The organism is Catenulispora sp. MAP12-49, assembly GCF_041262705.1.
GTDB lineage: Bacteria > Actinomycetota > Actinomycetes > Streptomycetales > Catenulisporaceae > Catenulispora.
Window position 1 is genome coordinate 722,867 of sequence record NZ_JBGCCP010000001.1, and the last position, 17,238, is coordinate 740,104.

A 17,238-nucleotide genomic window follows, 5' to 3' on the forward strand; every position below is an offset into this window, starting at 1 on the left:
CGGTCAGTCTGCATCGACCCTGGCGGATTTCGGAAGGGGTTCTCCGGCAAGCGGGCTAAGCGGAGCGGGGATCGCGATGCGCGCGTCGCGCAACGCGCCATCGGTCCGAAGCTTGGCAAGTGCGCGGGAAGCGGTGGATTTCACCGTGCCGACTGAGATCCCCATAACTTCGGCCGTCTCGGCTTCGGACAGATCCTCGTAATAGCGCAGAACGACCACCGCGCGCTGGCGGCGCGGCAGCTGCGCCAGCGAGTTCCAGACCGTGGAGCGCAATTCGATCTCCGCCGGCCGCGTGTCCTCCCAGACCTGTTCGGGCAGCTGGTCGGTGGCGTACTCCTCGACGCGGCGCTTGCGCCACCAGGAGGTCTGGGTGTTCACCAGGACGCGGCGTACGTATCCGTCGAGTGCGCCTTTGTCCTGGATGCGGCCCCACGACAGATAAGTCTTGGCCAGCGCGGTCTGCAGAAGGTCTTCGGCGTCGGCGCGGTTGCCGGTCAGCAGATAGGCGACGCGTAGCAGAGCGCCGGACCGTTCGGTGACATAGCGAGAGAACTCTTGGTCTCTGTCCGCCGTCACGCCACAACGTTATGCCGAGGGGACGCCGGGATGACAATCGAGAGGCGGCCCGGCGTGGTGCCGATCTGGGTGTTGTGGGCAGGGCACAGAAATCACGGCTACTTCTTAGTAGATGCCCTACCGCTGGGCCCCAGTATTGAGTACCGTTTGCGCAACGATCCCACCACATCAGTGGACATTGATCACACACAGCACAGCGGACACAGCGGCAACGGGGGCCGCCTCATTCCGAGCTTTTGAGCCGAGGCGGGCGACACATGGTGACTCAGAGCAGGGTTCCGGACTCGGACTCCGGAGAACGGTCAGGCAGCCGATGAGCCTCGCGTACGGCGAGCAGCAGAGGAACAGCTCGGCTTTGAGCGCGTCCGGGGCCGGCGGTCACCGGGAGCTCGAGCGCCAGTACCACGTTGTGCTGCAGGACTCGCTGGGCCACCCGGCGCTCGGTTTCCGCGAGGGCACCTGGTTCCGGCTGACAGTCTCCGGCCCGCAGCCGATGCAGCTGCGCGGGGCGATCCGGACGTGCCCGCACGCCGCCGGGTCGATCGTGCAGATCGCCTGCTGGTGGATGCGCGAGAACCCGATGCAGCCGCGGTCCCTGGACCTGGCCACCGAGCTGGCGCTGACGGTCGGCGAACTCGTGCGGGTGTGCCCGGCCGACGGGCTCGGGACGACCTCGATGGACCTGCTGCCGATGGCGATGGCCGCGGTGGCGCAGAGCGGGCCGCCGGTGTCCGCGGCCCCGGCGCTGCCCAGCGGATCCGGCGCCTACTCGACGTCCGGCTCGGCCTTCGGATCGACCCCGGCGCTGGGTTCTTCCGCGTCGACCTCCTCGGATCCCTTCGGTTCCGGCCCCGCGTTCGGCTCGACGAGCACCGACCCTTTGTACGGCACCGGGACGAGTTCGAGCTCTGCGACAAGTGGCTACGGTTCCACGAGCGCGTATGGCTCGACGAGTTCTTCCGGCGCCTACAGCAGCCAGACGAGCGGTTACGGGTCTTCCAGCGCTTATGGCTCGGGCTCGCCGTCGACGGACGCCTACGGTTCCTCGACCGCTTCGTCGGGCGGCTACGGCTCCTCGGCCGGCACGACCGATGCCTACAGCTCCGGCTCGGGTGCTTATGGATCCACCACGAGCTCTTCGGGCGGGTACAGCTCGACCAGTTCGTCGGGCGGGTACAGCTCGACGAGTTCTTCGGGCGGCTACGGCTCGACCAGTACCTCAGGCTCTTCGGGCGGCTGGGGGTCGGGTTCGTACGCGTCGCTCGCGGACCCGCTGAACGATCCTCTGCCCTCCTCGTACTCCTCCACGCCCGACCCGTTGAGTCAGAGCACGTATTCGGCATCGCCCGATCCGCTCGGCCAGAGCGGCTACTCCTCCGGGACGTACGCCACCACCGGTTCGTACGACGCGGCTCCGACCTCCTACCTGCCGGCCGCGACCGGCGCGCAGGCTGCGAACAACGGGTGGTTCGAGCCCGCCGACGGGACCGGCACCGGAGGGTTCCCGGCCGTGCCGCCCGCGCCGGTCATGGGCCGTCCGGTCAAGCCGGCACCCGCGCCTTCGGCACCGCCCCCGCCGCCGGCGCCGGGCAAGCCGTACTCGAACGCCCCCGGAGCGGGTGCGGGCCGCGGCTACCAGGGCGGCGCGACGCAGCAGGCCGCGCTGCCGCCGGCGAACCGTCCCCGCGACACCGGCGCCGACTGGGAGCCGCGTGCCGCCGCGCCGCGCCGCCCGGGCGCCGGAAACCCTTCGCACCAGCCGCGTCCGCAGCAGCAGCCCGCGGCCCCGCGGCCGGTGCCCGGCGCCACCGGGCAGCAGCCGCGCCCCCGGCCCCAGCAGCCCCGCGACGGCTACGGCCGGCCCGCCGAGCCGCAGCAGGACCTGAGCCGCTCCAGCGACCGCAACGGTGTCCCGCCGCGCCGGCCCGCCGCCGCCGCCACCCCGCAGCAGCGCGGGACCATGGGGCGCCGTCCGGCGACGCGGCCGGGGCGGCCTTCGGAGCGCTAGGCGGGCGCAGGCGAGTGATGTGGATCGGGTCGGACTATGGTCCGACCCGATCAGTCGTTTCCGGCGGATCTGGGTAGTCGCCTCACTTCAGCGCCGCGACCGGCGCGTCGAGCACGTTCAGATCGATGTTCAGCTTCTTGCCGCCGTACGTCTCGTTGTGGCCGCCCTGGTACTGCTTGATCCGGCGCGGGCCCGGCCAGTACCGGTCGGCCAGCGTCGGGTCGCCGAACACCCGCGGGTCCTTGTCCCAGTGCGCGTACCAGGCCACGTCCGGGCGGTAGGCCGCCCGGCTGTCGTACACCAGCGTCATGTCCGCGATCGCGCCCTTGGAGCTGCTGTAGATCCCTGAGACGAACCCGCGGGTGTGCAGCTCGTCGGTCCACGAGTTCAGGAAGGCCTGGACGTCCTGGGTGCAGCCCGGGTTGTTGCGCGGGTAGTACTCCATGTCGAAGTAGATCGGGCTGCCCTGGGCGATGCCGAAGAAGGCCGCCCGGTCCGCCGCGTCGTCCGCCGCCTCCTGGCCCTGGGTCCAGCGGCGGTTGTGGGCGATCAGTGCGGGGTGGCCGTGGCCGGGGTCCTTCCAGCAGGGGGACTGCAGGCCGACGTAGATCGGGAAGAGCTTCCAGCCCTGCCGCGCCACCGTCTGGATCCAGTCCGGGGTCAGGTTGCCGTCCGGGCAGGCGCGGTCGATGCCGCCGATGTAAATGCCGACGGCGCGGTACGGCGAGGCGCTGTACCAGGTGTTCATGACGTCGGCGGAAGGTGCCGCGCAGGTGTCGAAGCCCAGGCCGGAGTAGGTGGCGGCAGCCTTGACCGCCCGATCGGGGAGCTGTGAGCGGGTCCGCGGGGCGGTTTCGGGGACCTGGTCCGCCGCGTCCTGCGCTGTCGGGTAGCCCTGCGTCCGGGTCACCGTGCCGTCCGAGGCGATCCGCACCGTGTCGGTCCGCCCCACGGCACCGGCTGGGCAGTCCTGGTTCGGTCCCGGATCGCCGAGGTATACGGCGTGGCGGTCATACCGGATACAGGTATGCGGATCGGCGCTCAGATCGCGCACCGGCCAGCCCACCGGGACCTCGACGGTCGCGCCGGCGTAGCTCACCTCTTTGAGCCCGGACAGCGGCCCGACCGCCGCCTGGGCGGCGTTGCCGCAGCTCAGGGTCAGGACGACGGTCAGCACGGCGAGCGGGAACAGACGCATGACCGCTCGTCTACCCGGTGGCGCGGTGACGCTCACTCCCGGGAACCCCGGCGGCGCAATCGTCATATCGGCTGACCGCCGCTGGCGGAATACCCCCATGGGGTATAGCGTTGAGCGCAGTGAGAGACTGAATCCCTTCCGACACGCGGAGGCAGCGATGGTGGAGACCGCTTTGGAGGCGCCGGCCGAGCCCGGCCCCCACACCGACGTCGAGCTGGCGATCGGCGGGATGACCTGCGCGTCCTGCGCGTCGCGGATCGAGCGCAAGCTGAACAAGCTCGACGGCGTCGCCGCGACCGTGAACTACGCCACCGAGAAGGCGAAGGTCCGCTTCCCGGACGGCTACGCGCCGGCCGATCTGGTCGCCGTCGTCGAGGCGGCCGGCTACACCGCGATGCTGCCCGAGCCGCCGGCCCCCGCCGGGCCCGCGTCCGCCGAGGGCGAAGCGCCCAAAACCGCGGCCGAACTGGAGGACGAACGCCGCGCGGTCGCGCTGCGGCAGCGCCTGGCCACCGCGGTCGTGCTGTCCGTCCCGGTGGTCCTGATGGCGATGATCCCGGCCTTGCAGTTCCGCAACTGGCAGTGGGCCTCGCTGACGCTGTCCGCGCCGGTGGTCACCTACGCGGCCTGGCCGTTCCACAAGGCGGCCTGGACCAATCTGCGGCACCGCGCGGCCACCATGGACACCTTGGTGTCCGTCGGCGTCTCAGCGGCCTTCCTGTGGTCGCTGTGGGCTCTGTTCTTCGGCGACGCCGGGATGCCCGGGATGAAGCATGGCTTCGACTTCGCCGTCTCCCGCACCGACGGCTCCGGGTCGATCTACCTGGAGGCGGCCTCGGGCGTGACCGCGTTCATCCTGGCCGGACGGTACTTCGAGCACACGGCGAAGCGGCGCTCCGGCGCGGCGCTGCGGGCCCTGATGACGCTCGGCGCGAAGGACGTCGCGGTGCTGCGCGACGGCGCCGAGGTGCGGATCCCGATCGGGGAGCTGGCGGCCGGCGACCTGTTCGTGGTCCGGCCCGGGGAGAAGGTGGCCACCGACGGCGTGGTGGAGCAGGGCCGCTCGGCGGTCGACGCCTCGATGCTCACCGGCGAGTCGGTCCCGGTGGACGTCGCCCCCGGCGACGCCGTCACCGGCGCGACCGTGAACACCTCCGGCCGCCTGGTGGTGCGCGCGACCCGGGTCGGCGCCGACACCCAGCTGTCCCGGATGGCGAAGCTGGTCCAGGAGGCGCAGAACGGCAAGGCCGCGGCGCAGCGGCTGGCGGACCGGATCTCCGCGGTCTTCGTCCCGACCGTGATCGGGCTGTCCCTGGCCACCCTGGCCTTCTGGCTGCTGGTCGGCAACGGCGTCGCCACGGCGTTCGCGGCCGCGGTCAGCGTCCTGATCATCGCCTGCCCCTGTGCCCTGGGCCTGGCCACGCCGACCGCGCTGATGGTCGGCACCGGCCGCGGCGCGCAGCTCGGCGTCCTGATCAAGGGCCCGGAGGTGCTGGAGAACACCCGCAAGGTGGACACCATCGTGCTGGACAAGACCGGCACCATCACCTCCGGCGCCATGGCCCTGGTCGGCGTCACCGTCGCCGAGGGCGAGTCCGAGCAGGAGGCGCTGCGCCTGGCCGGCGCGCTGGAGCAGGCCAGCGAGCACCCGATCGCCCGGGCGGTCGCAGCCGCGGCCGCCGCTGCTACTGCTGAACAGGCCGGGCAGGCCGGCGCGCTGCCGGAGGTCGAGGGCTTCGAGAACGTCGAGGGCCTGGGCGTGCAGGGCGTGGTGGACGGCCACGCGGTGGTGGCCGGCCGGGAGAAGCTGCTGGCCGAGTGGGCCCAGCACCTGACGCCGGAGCTGGCCGCGGCCAAGGCCGCCGCCGAGGCGGCGGGCCGCACCGCGATCGCGGTCGGCTGGGACGGCCGGGCCCGCGCCGTGCTGGAGGTCGCCGACGCGGTGAAGCCCACCAGCGCCGAGGCCGTCAGGGAGCTGCGCGCCCTGGGCCTGACCCCGGTGCTGCTCACCGGCGACAACCAGACCGTGGCCCGCGCGGTCGCCGCCGAGGTCGGCATCGGCCCCGACGAGGTGCTGGCCGAGGTCCTGCCGGTGGGCAAGGTCGAGGCGGTCAAGCGGCTGCAGGCCGAAGGCCGCGTGGTCGCCATGGTCGGCGACGGCGTGAACGACGCGGCCGCCCTGGCCCAGGCCGACCTGGGCCTGGCGATGGGCACCGGCACCGACGCCGCCATCGAGGCCGGCGACCTGACCCTGGTCGGCGGCGACCTGCGCACCGCGGCCACCGCGATCCGCCTGTCCCGCCGCACCCTGGCCACCATCAAGGGGAACCTGTTCTGGGCGTTCGGCTACAACGTGGCGGCCCTGCCGCTGGCCGCCTCCGGGCTGCTGAACCCGATGATCGCCGGGGCCGCGATGGCCTTCTCGTCGGTGTTCGTGGTGAGCAACAGCCTGCGGCTGCGGCGGTTCCGGTAGGCAGGCCGATAGATAGACAGGCGGACAGATAGACAGGCAGCCGTCGCCGGACAGGCGGAAGCCCCGCAGACCCCCCTGGTGTCTGCGGGGCTTCCGATTGTCCGGACGCAGGTACGGATGCGCCCCTGGGTGTGGGTCAGGCGTGCGGGTTGAGCACGTAGTTGTAGCCGGCCGGGCCGGAGATCCCGCCGCCGATGTTGCTCTGGGTGGTCCCGCCGGCGACAGCCTTGGTCCCGCCGAAGATGTAGGCGTTGGCGGTGCCCGGAGCCCAGCCGTACAGGTAGTTCTGGCCGTCGGACGACAGCCAGTTCGCCGGGTTCACCAGCAGCAGCGGACCGTGCTCGCGGGCCATGAAGGCGCCGCCGGACAGGGCGTCCGGCCAGTCCGCGCCGGTGGCGAAGCCGATGCCGGCCGGGCTCGCGTTCTCCAGCGAGGCGCCGCCGAAGAAGGTCTTGGCCACCAGGTAGGAGGTCATGTAGCGGTCGGTGCCGACCAGGCCGGTGTGCTTGACGCCGTCGCTGGTGAGCGCGGTGTCGGCCTGGCCGCCGATGCCGTAGACCGGGGTCGCGTAGTTCTTGACGTCATGCGCCTGCACCTGGGCCAGGTAGTTCTTGGTGACGGCCGGCATCAGCTTGTCGTTCGTCAGGATGACGACACTGTCGATCGGCCCGTTGAACTCGCCGGCCGAGGCGGCCGCGCCGGCCGACAGCGCGTCCGGCGCCAGGTTCCCGGTGGCGACCAGGACGCGGCCCGGCTGGCCCCAGCCGTTCTGGCTGGTGTTGCGGGTGATCTGCTCGGCGATGGCCACCGAGGTCGCGTAGCGGTCCGGGCCGGAGATCCGGGTGACGGTGTAGCCCAGGCTCTTCACCGCGTTGAACACGGTCGGGGACAGCGCCTGCTCGCCGCCGAGCACGTACACGGTCTTGTGGCCGTCCGGCTTGCCGAGCACGCGGGTGATCTCGGCCTTGACCGAGCTGTCCAGCCCGCCGCTCGGGGTCAGCAGCAGCGGGCCGTACTCGGAGTGGGCCAGGGTGCTGCCGCCGAGGGCGTCGGCGAACTGGTCGGAGCGGGTGAGGACGACCGACTCGGCCGATCCGGCCTGCCACTGCGCCTGGGAGGCGGCGATCGCCGTGCCGAGCCGGTCGGCGCCGGCCAGCCGGGTCTCGGTGTTCTTGACCAGCGGCTGGTAGTCCGGGACGCCGGGGGTCGCCGACTCCTGCTTCAGGCCGCTGCCGTCGGCCGCGGACACGGACTCCACATCGCTCAGGGCCCCGCTGGTGGAGGTGCGCGCTTCATACGCGATCCGGGTGTTGTCCGGGGAGAAGGTCGGGAAGAAGTGGTCCTCGGCGTTGGTGGTGAGCTGCTTCGCCGTGCCGGCCGGCGGCTGGGCCGACTGGCCGTTCCACGCGACGGTCCAGATCTGCTCGTGGCCGGTGCTGTCCTTGCGCAGGAAGGCGACCGTCTTGCCGTCGGGCGAGATGGTCGGCGAGGTGCCGTTGTCGGCGGCCAGGATGGGCCCGGCGCTGCCGCGGCCGAAGTTGTCCTGGACGTAGATCGCTTCGTGGTTCGTGGCCGTGTTGTGGTGCTGGAACACCAGGCTCGTGCCGTTGGAGTCCGGCGCGGTCTCGGTGCCCTCGGGCAGCTGCTGGGCCAGGAAGCTCAGCGGGTCCGTCTCCGGCACCGGGGTGCCGGCCGGGGTGTAGGTCGGGATGGAGACCAGCTTGGAGGTCCCGTTCACGGTCTCGGAGAACACGATCGCCGTGCCGTTGTTCCAGAACGTCGGGTTCGAGCGCGCCACGCCCGGCTTGGCCGGGTCGACGATGATCTCCGCGCCGCCGGGCAGGTTGCGCGTGGCGATGGAGCCGTCGGCGTTCGCGTGCACGTACCGGCTGCCGTCGGGGGCCCAGGCGCCCTTGCCGATCGTCAGCGGCGAGTTCGACGGGCCGGCCGGCGCGGCGTGGGCCGCCGCCGAGAAGCCGACCGCGGTCGCGATGGAGCTGGCCAGAACGGCCGATGCCGCGAGGGACTTCTTGAAGTTCGAGCTACGCATCAGTGTTTCTCCCCAGAACACGTGGGCTCTTCAGAGCCTTGTCACCTGGAACGACGTGGGGCGGCTCGATCCGTTGACCGCTGTTACGATTCCGTTACACAACTCTTGAGGAACCTGGGGTGTGTGGGGTGTTCTGCGGCAACCGTCCGCCTCCACACACGCGTCCTCACCAGTAATGCCGTCCGTCGCGGCGTGCTCGGGTAGCCTGGCCCCGCAGTCCACGTCCATAACCGGAGATCCCATGCGTCTGTCCCTGGTCGTCCCGTGCTTCAACGAAGAAGCGGTTTTGGCGAGGTTCCACGAGGTCGTCCGTGCTGAGACCGCCGGGATAGCGGACGCGGTCGAGCTGGTCTTCGTCGACGACGGCTCCAAAGACGGCACCCTGGAGCTGTTGAAGAAGATCTCGGCGGAGGACCCCGAGGCCAAGTACGTCTCCTTCAGCCGCAACTTCGGCAAGGAGTCGGCGATGCTGGCCGGGCTGAAGCGGGCCAGCGGGGACGCGGTGATCATCATCGACGCCGACCTGCAGCATCCGCCGGAGCTGTTGCGCCGCATGGTCGACCTGCACAGGCAGGGCTTCGACCAGGTCATCGCGCAGCGCGACCGCGAGGGCGACAAGCGGGTGCGGAGCCTGGTCGCGCAGACCTACTACAAGCTGATCAACAAGATGGTCGACGTCGAGCTGGTGAACGGGGTCGGCGACTTCCGGCTGCTGTCCCGGCGCGCGGTCGACGCGCTGCTGGAGATGCCGGAGTACAACCGCTTCTCCAAGGGCCTGTTCGCCTGGGTCGGCTTCGACTCCGTCACCTTCAACTACCGCAACGCGGTGCGCGAGGCCGGGGAGACCAAGTGGTCCTTCCGGCGGCTGCTGAACTACGCCGTCGACTCGCTGTTGTCGTTCAACAACAAGCCGCTGCGGATGGCGGTCTACCTCGGCTTCCTGTTCTTCAGCATCTCCTTCGTCTACATGGCGTGGCTCATCGTGCGCACGATGATCAGCGGCGACACCACGCCCGGCTACGTCACCACGATCGCGGCCATCGTCGGCATCGGCGGCCTGCAGATGTTCATGGTCGGCGTGATCGGCGAGTATGTCGGCCGCATCTATTACGAGGTCAAGCAGCGGCCGCACTATCTGGTCAAGGAGACCGAGGCCGGCCCGCTGCGGCACCAGAGCGACTTCCAGGCCATCTCCGGCGACCACCGCACGACGGTCGACCTGAGCGGGCCGAACGAGCCGGTCAACGGCGTCCCCGGGGCGCGAGAGCTGAACGGAATCCAGTGAGCAGAACCGTCTCGGGGACCCTGCGCCGCAATCTCTACCTGGTCCTCGCCTTCGTCGTCCCGACGGTGATCTACGCGGCGATATTGGCCGACCGGCAGATCTACCCGTTCGACCCGCACGGCTCGTACACGGTGTTCATGATCGACCTGAACAACCAGTACGCCCAGTTCTACTCGTACTTCGACCAGGCGCTCACCGGCCACGGGTCGCTGCTGTTCACCTGGCGCGCCGACGGCGGCATGAACTTCTGGCCGATCGTCGCCTACTACCTCACCAGCCCGTTCGGCCTGCTGACGCTGTTCGGCTCGGACCACCAGCTGCCGGTGCTCATCGCCTTCGCCACGGTGTTGAAGCTCGGCGCGGCCGGGCTCGGGATGGCGTTGTTCCTGCGCAAGTTCCGGGGCGGTGCGGACGGCGCCGTCGACAAGGCTGTGATCGTGGTGCTGTCCACGGCCTACGCCCTCGGCGCGTGGTCGCTGCTCTATGCCTTCAACATCATGTGGCTGGACGCGCTGTACCTGCTGCCGTGGGCGCTGCTCGGCGTGGAGCGGCTGCTGGCCAAGGGCCGCATCGCTTCCCTGGCGCTGGCCATCGGGCTGAACCTCGTCATCGACTTCTACACCGGCGCGATGATCTGCGTCTTCGTGTGCCTGTACGCGCTTGCGCGGTACGCGGGCGTGCGGGAACGCTTCGAGCGCGCCGACTTCCTGCGCACGGCCGGCAAGTTCGCGGCCGCCGGTGCGATCGGCGGCCTGATCTCCGCCGCGTTCATCCTGCCCACCTACCTCGGCGGGCTGACCCAGAAGACCAAGCTCCACGCCGACGCCTCCGTCGACCCGCAGAAGCAGCCGGTGCTGTCGCTGCTCGTGCGCTTCTTCGGCGGTACCAGCGATGCCGGGCAGCACACCCCGGACATCGGGGCCGCGACGTTGATCCTGGTGCTAGTGCCGCTGTTCTTCGCGGTGAAGAGCATCAGGCGCGCCGAGCGGATCGCTTTCGGCGCGGTCCTGGCGTTCCTGCTGCTGGCCCTGAAGATCAAGCCGTTGTACCTGGTGATGCACGGCGGCCAGATGCCGAACGCCTTCCCGTACCGCTTCGCGTTCCTCATCATCGCGCTGTTGACCTTCCTGGCGTTCCGGGCCTGGGTCGGCATCGACTCGGTGAAGCAGATCAAGTGGCTCGGAGTCAGCGCCGCGGTCTGGTTCGTGATCCTGTACTGGGGGCGCCAGAGCTACCCCCGGATCGTCACCCCGCAGGTGGTGAAGTTCGACGCCGTGATCCTGGTCGCCGGCACCGCGCTCCTGGCCTTCGCGCTCTATCTGCGCTGCCAGGTGCGGCCGGCCGGCGAGCCGCTGCCCAAGCCGCTGGCCTGGATGCCGAAGCCGTTGGCCACCCCGAAGGTCGGCGCGGTGCTCGCCGTCGCGGTGCTGGCCGTGGACGTCTCGGGCTCGGCCGGACTGGTCGGCCAGAATTCGATCGGCAACCTGCCCCACGGCGACGGCTCGGTGAAGACGTCCAACTGGAAGAGCGGGCCGACCACGTCCTACGGCACGGCGCTGTCCTCCCTGCAGCCGGACAACGACGAGTTCTACCGGGCCGAGGGCTATGACCAGAACCTGCGCACCACCAACGACAGCCTGCGTTACGGCAACTTCGGCTTCACGCACTTCTCCTCGCTCTCCTCCGGCAAGCTGCACACCACGATGCAGAACCTCGGCTTCGCGCACCACGATGCCGACGTCTGGTCCGCGCACACCGGCGCCACGCTGCTCACCGACGCGCTGCTCGGCTACCAGTACCTGGTCGGCACCACGCGCGAGACGGCCGACGGCACGATCGACCGGCTCGGTACGACGCTGCAGAAGACGTACGAAAACGGCGCGACGAACGTCACGACGGTCTACAAGATCGACGACACGCTCCCGGTCGGCTTCCGGCTCACCGGCTCCGACCTCGCCGGCTTCACCGCGCCGGTGCCGCTGAACGACCCGTACGCCGCGCAGGAGCAGGCGTTCGGTCTGCCGGGCGCGTTCCAGTCGATGTGCGGCGCGCCGACGGTCACCGCCAGCGACGGGGTGACGGTCACGCAGAACAGCGACGGCACCTCGTCCATCAAGGTCCCGGCCAAGGCGCCCGCCGACGCCGCGTACTACAGCGACAAGATCGTGTGGCAGTGCCAGTCTTCGGGGCCGCGCCAGGTGTACCTGTACGCGCCGACCGCGATGCCCACCGGCCTGTCATATGTCCGGGTGGACGGCCAGAACCGGCCCGTGCCGAAGGCCGGCGCCGTGTCGGCGGACAAGGCGAACATCCCTTACCCGGCGGGCTTCGCCAACGGTGTCCAGGACCTCGGCAGCGTCCAGTCCGGCTCGTTCACGGTGACGATGTCCAGCGACCATCTGACGCTGAAGAACACCTACACGGTCCCGGCGAACCCGGTCCGCGGCCTGGACCCGACCGCTGTCGACGCCAAGCTGTCCCAGCTGCGCACCGGCGGCGTGACCGACGTCCACTGGAACGACACCGGCCTGTCGGCCACCACCACCGGCGACAGCGCCGCGACCGTCTTCCTGTCGGTCCCGACCATCCCCGGCTGGTCGGTCACCGTCGACGGCAAGTCGGTGAAGACCACCGAACTGCTCGGCTCCTTCACCGGCGTCCCGGTCCCGGCCGGCACGCACCGCATCTCGATGTCGTTCACGCCGCCGGGCCTGTACGCGGGCATCGGCGGCAGCACCGTCGGCCTGCTGGCCCTGGGCGGCGTCTGGTGGTTCCAGCGGCGCCGCGCGGCCGGCCAGGGCGCCGGAGCCCCGGCGGCCGGTGTGGGCGCCGGCAGCGGCGAGGAGCAGGTCACGGAGGAAGCGCTGTCATGACCGGCCTCATCAGGACGCTGGCGAAGAACACCTTCGTCCGCTACGCCTTCAGCGGCGGTTCGGCGCTGGTGACCGAGGAGGTCGTGCTGTTCCTGACGCACGGCCTGATGAAGTTCCCGCTGTGGCTGGCCACGGGTCTGGCGTACCTCATCGCGTTCGGCGTCAACTTCTCCATCAACCGGATGCTGACCTTCGCCGACCACGGCGCGCGCGAGGGCGCGGTGCACAAGCAGACCGTGCGCTTCGCCCTGCTGGTCTCGGTGAACCTGGGCGTCACGCAGGTGCTGATGTACTCGCTGACCGGCGCCGGGGTGAACTACCTGATCGCCAAGCCGCTGTCGACCGTGGTCATCACGCTCTACAACTTCTGGCTGTACAAGCACTGGGTGTTCAAGCCGGAGGCGGTGGGGCAGGCCGAGTCCGAGTCCCGGCCCGCGGCTGATGCCCCGGCTTCCGAGGCACCGGCTTCCGAGGTCAGCGCTTGACCACCTGGTCTTGAGGACACCCACACATTGAGCGGGCCGTGTCGTTTTCGACACGGCCCGCTCAATGTTCTTCAATGTTCTTCAACGTTCTTCAACGTTCTTCAAGCGCGTTCTGGGAACGCGCTAGTTGATCGTCACCAGGTCCCACTGCCCCGGGTAGCTGAAGCTGTTGCCCAGTGCGGTCGCGGCGGCCGGCGAGATCGCCGCCGTGCCGCCCACCAGGGTGGCGGTGGTGATCGGGTTGCTCTTCCCGCCGAGGTAGTAGCCGGTCGGGCCGGGGAGGACCTTCGGGTCGGTCAGCAGCAGCGGGACGGCGCGGTGCGCGGCCATCGCGCCGCCGGACAGGGCGTCCGGCCAGTTCATGCCGGAGGCCACGACCACCGAGGTCGGCAGGTAGGAGAACCGGGCCGCGACGGCTGCCGCGGTGCCGTAGCGGTCCGCGCCGAACAGCGGGATGAAGCTCGACCAGTCGTGCCAGGACGGGAACGAGGTGTGCACCGCGGCGACGGCCTTGCCGCCGATTCCGTACATCCTCGTGGTGTTCGGGTCCAGGCCGGACAGGTAGGCCTTGGTCGCCGGCGGCAGGACTCCGGCGTTGCTGAGCACGACCACCGCGCCGGCGCTGGGCGGTGTGGCGTTCTGCGCGGAGATGCCGAGTGCTCCGGCGGCTGCGCCGGCGGCCAGGGCGTCGGGGAAGTCGGTGCCGGTGGCGACCAGGACGCTGGAGGGCGGCGTGTTCGGCGAGATGGTCTGCGCGATGCTCACCGCGGTGGCGAAGCGGTCCGGGCCGGCGACGCGGCGTGGGACGAATCCGTTGGCGGCGATGGCGTTCTGCACAGCCGGGGACAAGGCCTGCGTGCCGCCGAGCAGGTACACCGTCGAGCCCGGTGTCAGGATCCTGTGGAGCTCCTTCATCGTGCTCGGGTTCATCGCCTTGGAGCCGGTCAGCAGCAGGGGTCCGTCGGCCTGCGCGGCCAGCGCCGAGCCGCCGAGGGCGTCGGCGAAGGTGTCGTCGCGGCTGAGCACCGCGGCCTTGGCCTGGTCGCGTCCGGCGTTGGCGCAGCCGTGGCAGTCGAAGGTGCGGATGCTGGCCAGGACGGCGGTGATGTCGCGGTCGAATCCGGCCAGCCGCTCGACCGTACCCCGGCTGGCCTGGCCGACGTCGAACCAGTCGGTGTCGATGTTGATGGTGACGCCGCCGTAGGTCTCGTCGTGGCCGCCCTGCGTCTGGTGCACGCGCTGGTGGTTCGCCCACTGCGACGGCTTCACGTTGGGGTCGTCGGTGGTGTTCTGGTTGTCCCAGGCCGCGATGTCGATGACGTCGGGGGAGCTGGCGCCGTACGCGGCGGACTGGTCCTTGATCCCGCTGCTGGAGCTGGAGTACCAGCCCGCGCGGAAGCCGTTGCGGTGCAGCTCCTGGGTCCAGCCCTGCGAATAGGCGATGACCAGCTGCGTGTAGCTGGAGTTGTAGTTCTCCATGTCGTCGTAGATGACCGAGGCCGGCGGGAAGTTCAGGGCGTGGGCCTGGTTCGCGGCGTCGTCGGCCTCGGAGGAGCCCAGCTGGAAGGCGGTGGCGGTGGTGAGCGTCGTGAAGTCGCTCTGGTAGTTGCCGTTGCCGTCCTTGTACTGCGCCTGGCTGCCCACGTAGAGCGGTAGGAAGCGCCAGCCCATCGCGGCCTGGCGGCCCACCCATTCCTTGGTGAGGTTCGCGGTGTTCTGCGCCTTGCAGCCCGGTGCGTAGCGCGGGCCTCCGATGTAGATGCCGACGGCGCGGTACGGCGATTGCAGCCAGGCGTCCATCGAGGCGTTGTCCGGGGCCCAGCAGGGATCGAAGCCGGCGCCGGAGTACACCGTGCTGGGGACCGCCTGCGGGACCGGCGGACTCGCGGTCGCGGTGAGCAGCCAGGTGGCCAGCCCCGCCATGGCCAGGGCGGCCGCACAGACCGCTGCCGTGACCCGCTTGGGCCACCTATGGAACAACGCCGACACCTAACCCACACCCCACCCTTTGTTCCTGTGAAACAAGCGGCGCGGGCCCCCCTTGAGCCCGCGCCGTCTGTCCGAATCCTGAGTCCGCCGGGCCTCAGCCCACCGGGTTCGACGCGTAGGCGACCCCGCCGGTCCCGGCGATCAGGCCGCCCACAACCTTGTCGACGCTTCCGGGGACCGCGGCGTTTCCACCGAAGATCTCGGCGCGGGTGAACTGGCCGGCGTCCTGGTTCAGCCACTGGGCCGCGACGGCCGGCACGCCGGCCTTCGGGTCCACCAGCAGCAGCGGGCCGTCCTCGGTGCCCATCTCGGCGCCGCCGGACAGGGCGTCGGCCCAGTTCATCCCGGTGGCCAGGCCCGCGGAGTTCGCCGAGCCGAAGAAGTAGCGCGCGACGAAGGCCGAGGTCTGGTACCGGTCGTTGCCCCACAGGCCCAGGAACGAGCCGCCCTGCGAGCCCGCGGGGATCCAGTGCGATCCGAGCGCCGCCGAGGCCTGTCCGCCGATGCTGTCCAACTCGATGAAGTTCGCCGGCTTGGTGTGCCCGGGGTCCGAGTTCAGGTTGGTCCGGCCGAGCAGCGGGGCCAGGTACTGGACCGTCGGCTTCGGCATCACCGTGTTGTCGGTCAGCAGCACGACCGCGTTCTTGCCCTGGTGCGCGTCGATCGCGCCGGCCGCGGCGCCGGCGGACAGCGCGTCGGGGAAGTTCTCGCCGGTGGCCACCAGGATGTAGTCCGGGACGGCGCCGGGGCCGGTGATGGTGTTCGCGATCGCCACCGCGGTCTCGAACCGGTCCCCGCCGGAGACCCGCTGCACCTTGTAGTGCAGTGCGGTCAGGGCGTTCGCCACGTTCGGGGACAGCGCCTGGATGCCGCCGAGCACGTAGACGGTCTTCGCGCCGTCGCCGGGGCCCAGCACGCGCTGGATCTCCGCCTTCACCGCCGGGTCCAGGCCCGCGGTCTGGGTCAGCAGCAGCGGGCCGCCGACCTTCGCGGCCAGCGCCGAGCCGCCGAGGGCGTCGGCGAACTGGTCGGAGCGGGTGAGCACGACCGCCTTGGCGGCCGCGCCCGGGGAGTTCGGGACGCCCGCGGAGGACCAGTGCGACTGGGAGACCTTGATGGCGGTGCCCAGACGGTCGGTGCCGGCGATGCGGGTCACGCTGTCCTGGACGGTCGGCCGGAACGCCGGCTGGCCGACGATCTTGGTGCCCGGGACGATCTCGGTGTACGCCGCGCTCTTCACGGCCGTGGCCGCCACCGACAGGGTGTCGACGTCCTTGCCGGTGCCGTCGAGCTGCTCGAAGACCAGGCCGTTGCCGCTCGGCGTCCAGGCCGGGTTCTCGAACCCGCCGCCGCCGGCCGTGACCTGGGTCAGGGTGCCGGCCGGGTTGCTCAGCGCGACCGTGTAGACGTTGGTGCCGGCCGGGCTCGCCGTGTTGGCGACGAAGGCGACGTGCGTGCCGTCGGCCGAGATCGAGGGGTCCCAGCCGGTCGCGATCGCCACCGGCGCCGCGCCGGTCGCCCGGTTCCACAGGTAGATCTGCGGGGACTTGCCCGGCGTGTTCACCTGGTACACCAGCAGCGAGCCCACCGAGTCGGGGTGGTAAAGGTCGCTGCCCGTCACATTCTGCAGGGTCTGGACGGTCGGCGCTCCGCCGCCGCCCGCCACGCCGCTGCCGTAGGCGCCCTGGATCCCGCTGCCATAGGCCCAGTTCAGGACGGAGTTCTTGCCGGGGACCGTCTCCGACCAGACCACCTTGGATCCGCCGTCGATCCACGCCGGGTGCGAGCGGACGATGCCGGCGCCCGGCGCGGGGGCGATCACCTCGGACGCGCCGCCAGGGACCCCGGCCACGACCGCGTTGGTCGCCGGGTCGATCCACGCGGCCCGGGCGCCGGTCGGCGCCCACGCGAGGTTCTGCGCCTTCGGGGCGAACCCGAGCGCGTACTTGGTGCCGGCGACGGTGCTGGTCGCGGAGGGCGCCGTGGTGCTGCCCCCGGAGACCGTCAGGTTCGCGGTGCCGTTCGGGCTGGCCGTGGTGGCGTTCGCCACCGGGGCGATGAGCCCGGCCGCGGCGGCCACCGAGGTGGCCAGCGTCGCCGTCAGCGCCAGCGGCCGGCGCAGAACAGAGTCAGACATGAAGTGGCTCCTTGGCCTGTCGTCAGCGCGGCGCCGCACCCGATATGGGCGCTCCCCGAAACGCGCGGGCATGCCGCAGCGACGAGGTTAGGCCAAGTGAGCGAATGCGGTCCCTGATCCGGACGCGGTGCGTAGGCGATTTCATCTTTACGCCCCGGACAGAT

The 17,238-nt window shown here is 70.6% G+C and carries 10 protein-coding genes; 5 read left to right on the forward strand and 5 right to left on the reverse strand.

The window, feature by feature from the left end; translation table 11 throughout:
• Positions 1-3 precede the first annotated feature (3 nt).
• Positions 4-576, reverse strand: coding sequence for a SigE family RNA polymerase sigma factor (locus ABIA35_RS03400; RefSeq protein WP_370341082.1), 573 nt, complete (start codon positions 574-576; stop codon positions 4-6).
• A gap of 313 nt (positions 577-889) precedes the next feature.
• On the opposite strand from ABIA35_RS03400, the gene ABIA35_RS03405 reads away from it, so the two are divergent.
• Positions 890-2,584, forward strand: a complete 1,695-nt coding sequence (locus tag ABIA35_RS03405; protein WP_370356514.1) for a hypothetical protein — start codon at positions 890-892, stop codon at positions 2,582-2,584.
• Positions 2,585-2,666: 82 nt separating this feature from the next.
• Here the strand turns inward: ABIA35_RS03405 and ABIA35_RS03410 are convergent, their stop codons facing one another.
• The gene (locus ABIA35_RS03410; RefSeq protein WP_370356516.1) at positions 2,667-3,782 is read right to left on the reverse strand and encodes a DUF1906 domain-containing protein; all 1,116 of its coding nucleotides are present in this window, start codon (positions 3,780-3,782) and stop codon (positions 2,667-2,669) included.
• A 157-nt stretch (positions 3,783-3,939) separates the two neighbouring features.
• On the opposite strand from ABIA35_RS03410, the gene ABIA35_RS03415 reads away from it, so the two are divergent.
• Positions 3,940-6,255, forward strand: a complete 2,316-nt coding sequence (locus ABIA35_RS03415) for a heavy metal translocating P-type ATPase (protein ID WP_370356518.1) — start codon at positions 3,940-3,942, stop codon at positions 6,253-6,255.
• Positions 6,256-6,391: 136 nt separating this feature from the next.
• On the opposite strand, the gene ABIA35_RS03420 is transcribed toward ABIA35_RS03415, so the two are convergent.
• Positions 6,392-8,305 carry a cell wall-binding repeat-containing protein gene (locus ABIA35_RS03420; protein WP_370356520.1) on the reverse strand — a complete coding sequence of 638 codons (1,914 nt, stop codon included), beginning with the start codon at positions 8,303-8,305 and terminating at the stop codon, positions 6,392-6,394.
• A 241-nt stretch (positions 8,306-8,546) separates the two neighbouring features.
• Between ABIA35_RS03420 and ABIA35_RS03425 the strand changes: the two genes are divergently transcribed.
• The 3 genes from ABIA35_RS03425 to ABIA35_RS03435 are packed head-to-tail and all read left to right on the forward strand — an operon-like array spanning position 8,547 to position 12,948.
• Positions 8,547-9,590, forward strand: coding sequence for a glycosyltransferase family 2 protein (locus tag ABIA35_RS03425; RefSeq protein WP_370341087.1), 1,044 nt, complete (start codon positions 8,547-8,549; stop codon positions 9,588-9,590).
• Positions 9,587-12,463: a YfhO family protein gene (locus ABIA35_RS03430; RefSeq protein ID WP_370356522.1), complete on the forward strand. Its 2,877-nt coding sequence runs from the start codon at positions 9,587-9,589 to the stop codon at positions 12,461-12,463. The genes ABIA35_RS03425 and ABIA35_RS03430 overlap by 4 nt, the downstream gene beginning before the upstream one ends.
• Positions 12,460-12,948 carry a GtrA family protein gene (locus ABIA35_RS03435; RefSeq protein WP_370356524.1) on the forward strand — a complete coding sequence of 163 codons (489 nt, stop codon included), beginning with the start codon at positions 12,460-12,462 and terminating at the stop codon, positions 12,946-12,948. The genes ABIA35_RS03430 and ABIA35_RS03435 overlap by 4 nt, the downstream gene beginning before the upstream one ends.
• 123 nt (positions 12,949-13,071) lie before the next feature.
• Here ABIA35_RS03435 and ABIA35_RS03440 read toward each other — a convergent pair whose 3' ends face one another.
• Positions 13,072-14,928 (reverse strand): glycoside hydrolase domain-containing protein, encoded by a 1,857-nt coding sequence (locus ABIA35_RS03440; RefSeq protein ID WP_370341090.1) that lies wholly within the window; start codon positions 14,926-14,928, stop codon positions 13,072-13,074.
• 103 nt (positions 14,929-15,031) lie between these two features.
• Entirely contained in the window at positions 15,032-17,074 is a 2,043-nt protein-coding gene (locus tag ABIA35_RS03445) for a cell wall-binding repeat-containing protein (protein ID WP_370341091.1), read from the reverse strand.
• Positions 17,075-17,238: the final 164 nt, after the last annotated feature.

Excerpts from the sequence above, each read along its gene's own strand:
- ABIA35_RS03405 (WP_370356514.1), top strand. The coding sequence starts at position 890 with ATGAGCCTCGCGTACGGCGAGCAGCAGAGGAACAGCTCGGCTTTGAGC.
- ABIA35_RS03410 (WP_370356516.1), bottom strand. The coding sequence starts at position 3,782 with ATGCGTCTGTTCCCGCTCGCCGTGCTGACCGTCGTCCTGACCCTGAGC.
- ABIA35_RS03415 (WP_370356518.1), top strand. The coding sequence starts at position 3,940 with ATGGTGGAGACCGCTTTGGAGGCGCCGGCCGAGCCCGGCCCCCACACC.
- ABIA35_RS03420 (WP_370356520.1), bottom strand. The coding sequence starts at position 8,305 with ATGCGTAGCTCGAACTTCAAGAAGTCCCTCGCGGCATCGGCCGTTCTG.
- ABIA35_RS03425 (WP_370341087.1), top strand. The coding sequence starts at position 8,547 with ATGCGTCTGTCCCTGGTCGTCCCGTGCTTCAACGAAGAAGCGGTTTTG.
- ABIA35_RS03435 (WP_370356524.1), top strand. The coding sequence starts at position 12,460 with ATGACCGGCCTCATCAGGACGCTGGCGAAGAACACCTTCGTCCGCTAC.
- ABIA35_RS03445 (WP_370341091.1), bottom strand. The coding sequence starts at position 17,074 with ATGTCTGACTCTGTTCTGCGCCGGCCGCTGGCGCTGACGGCGACGCTG.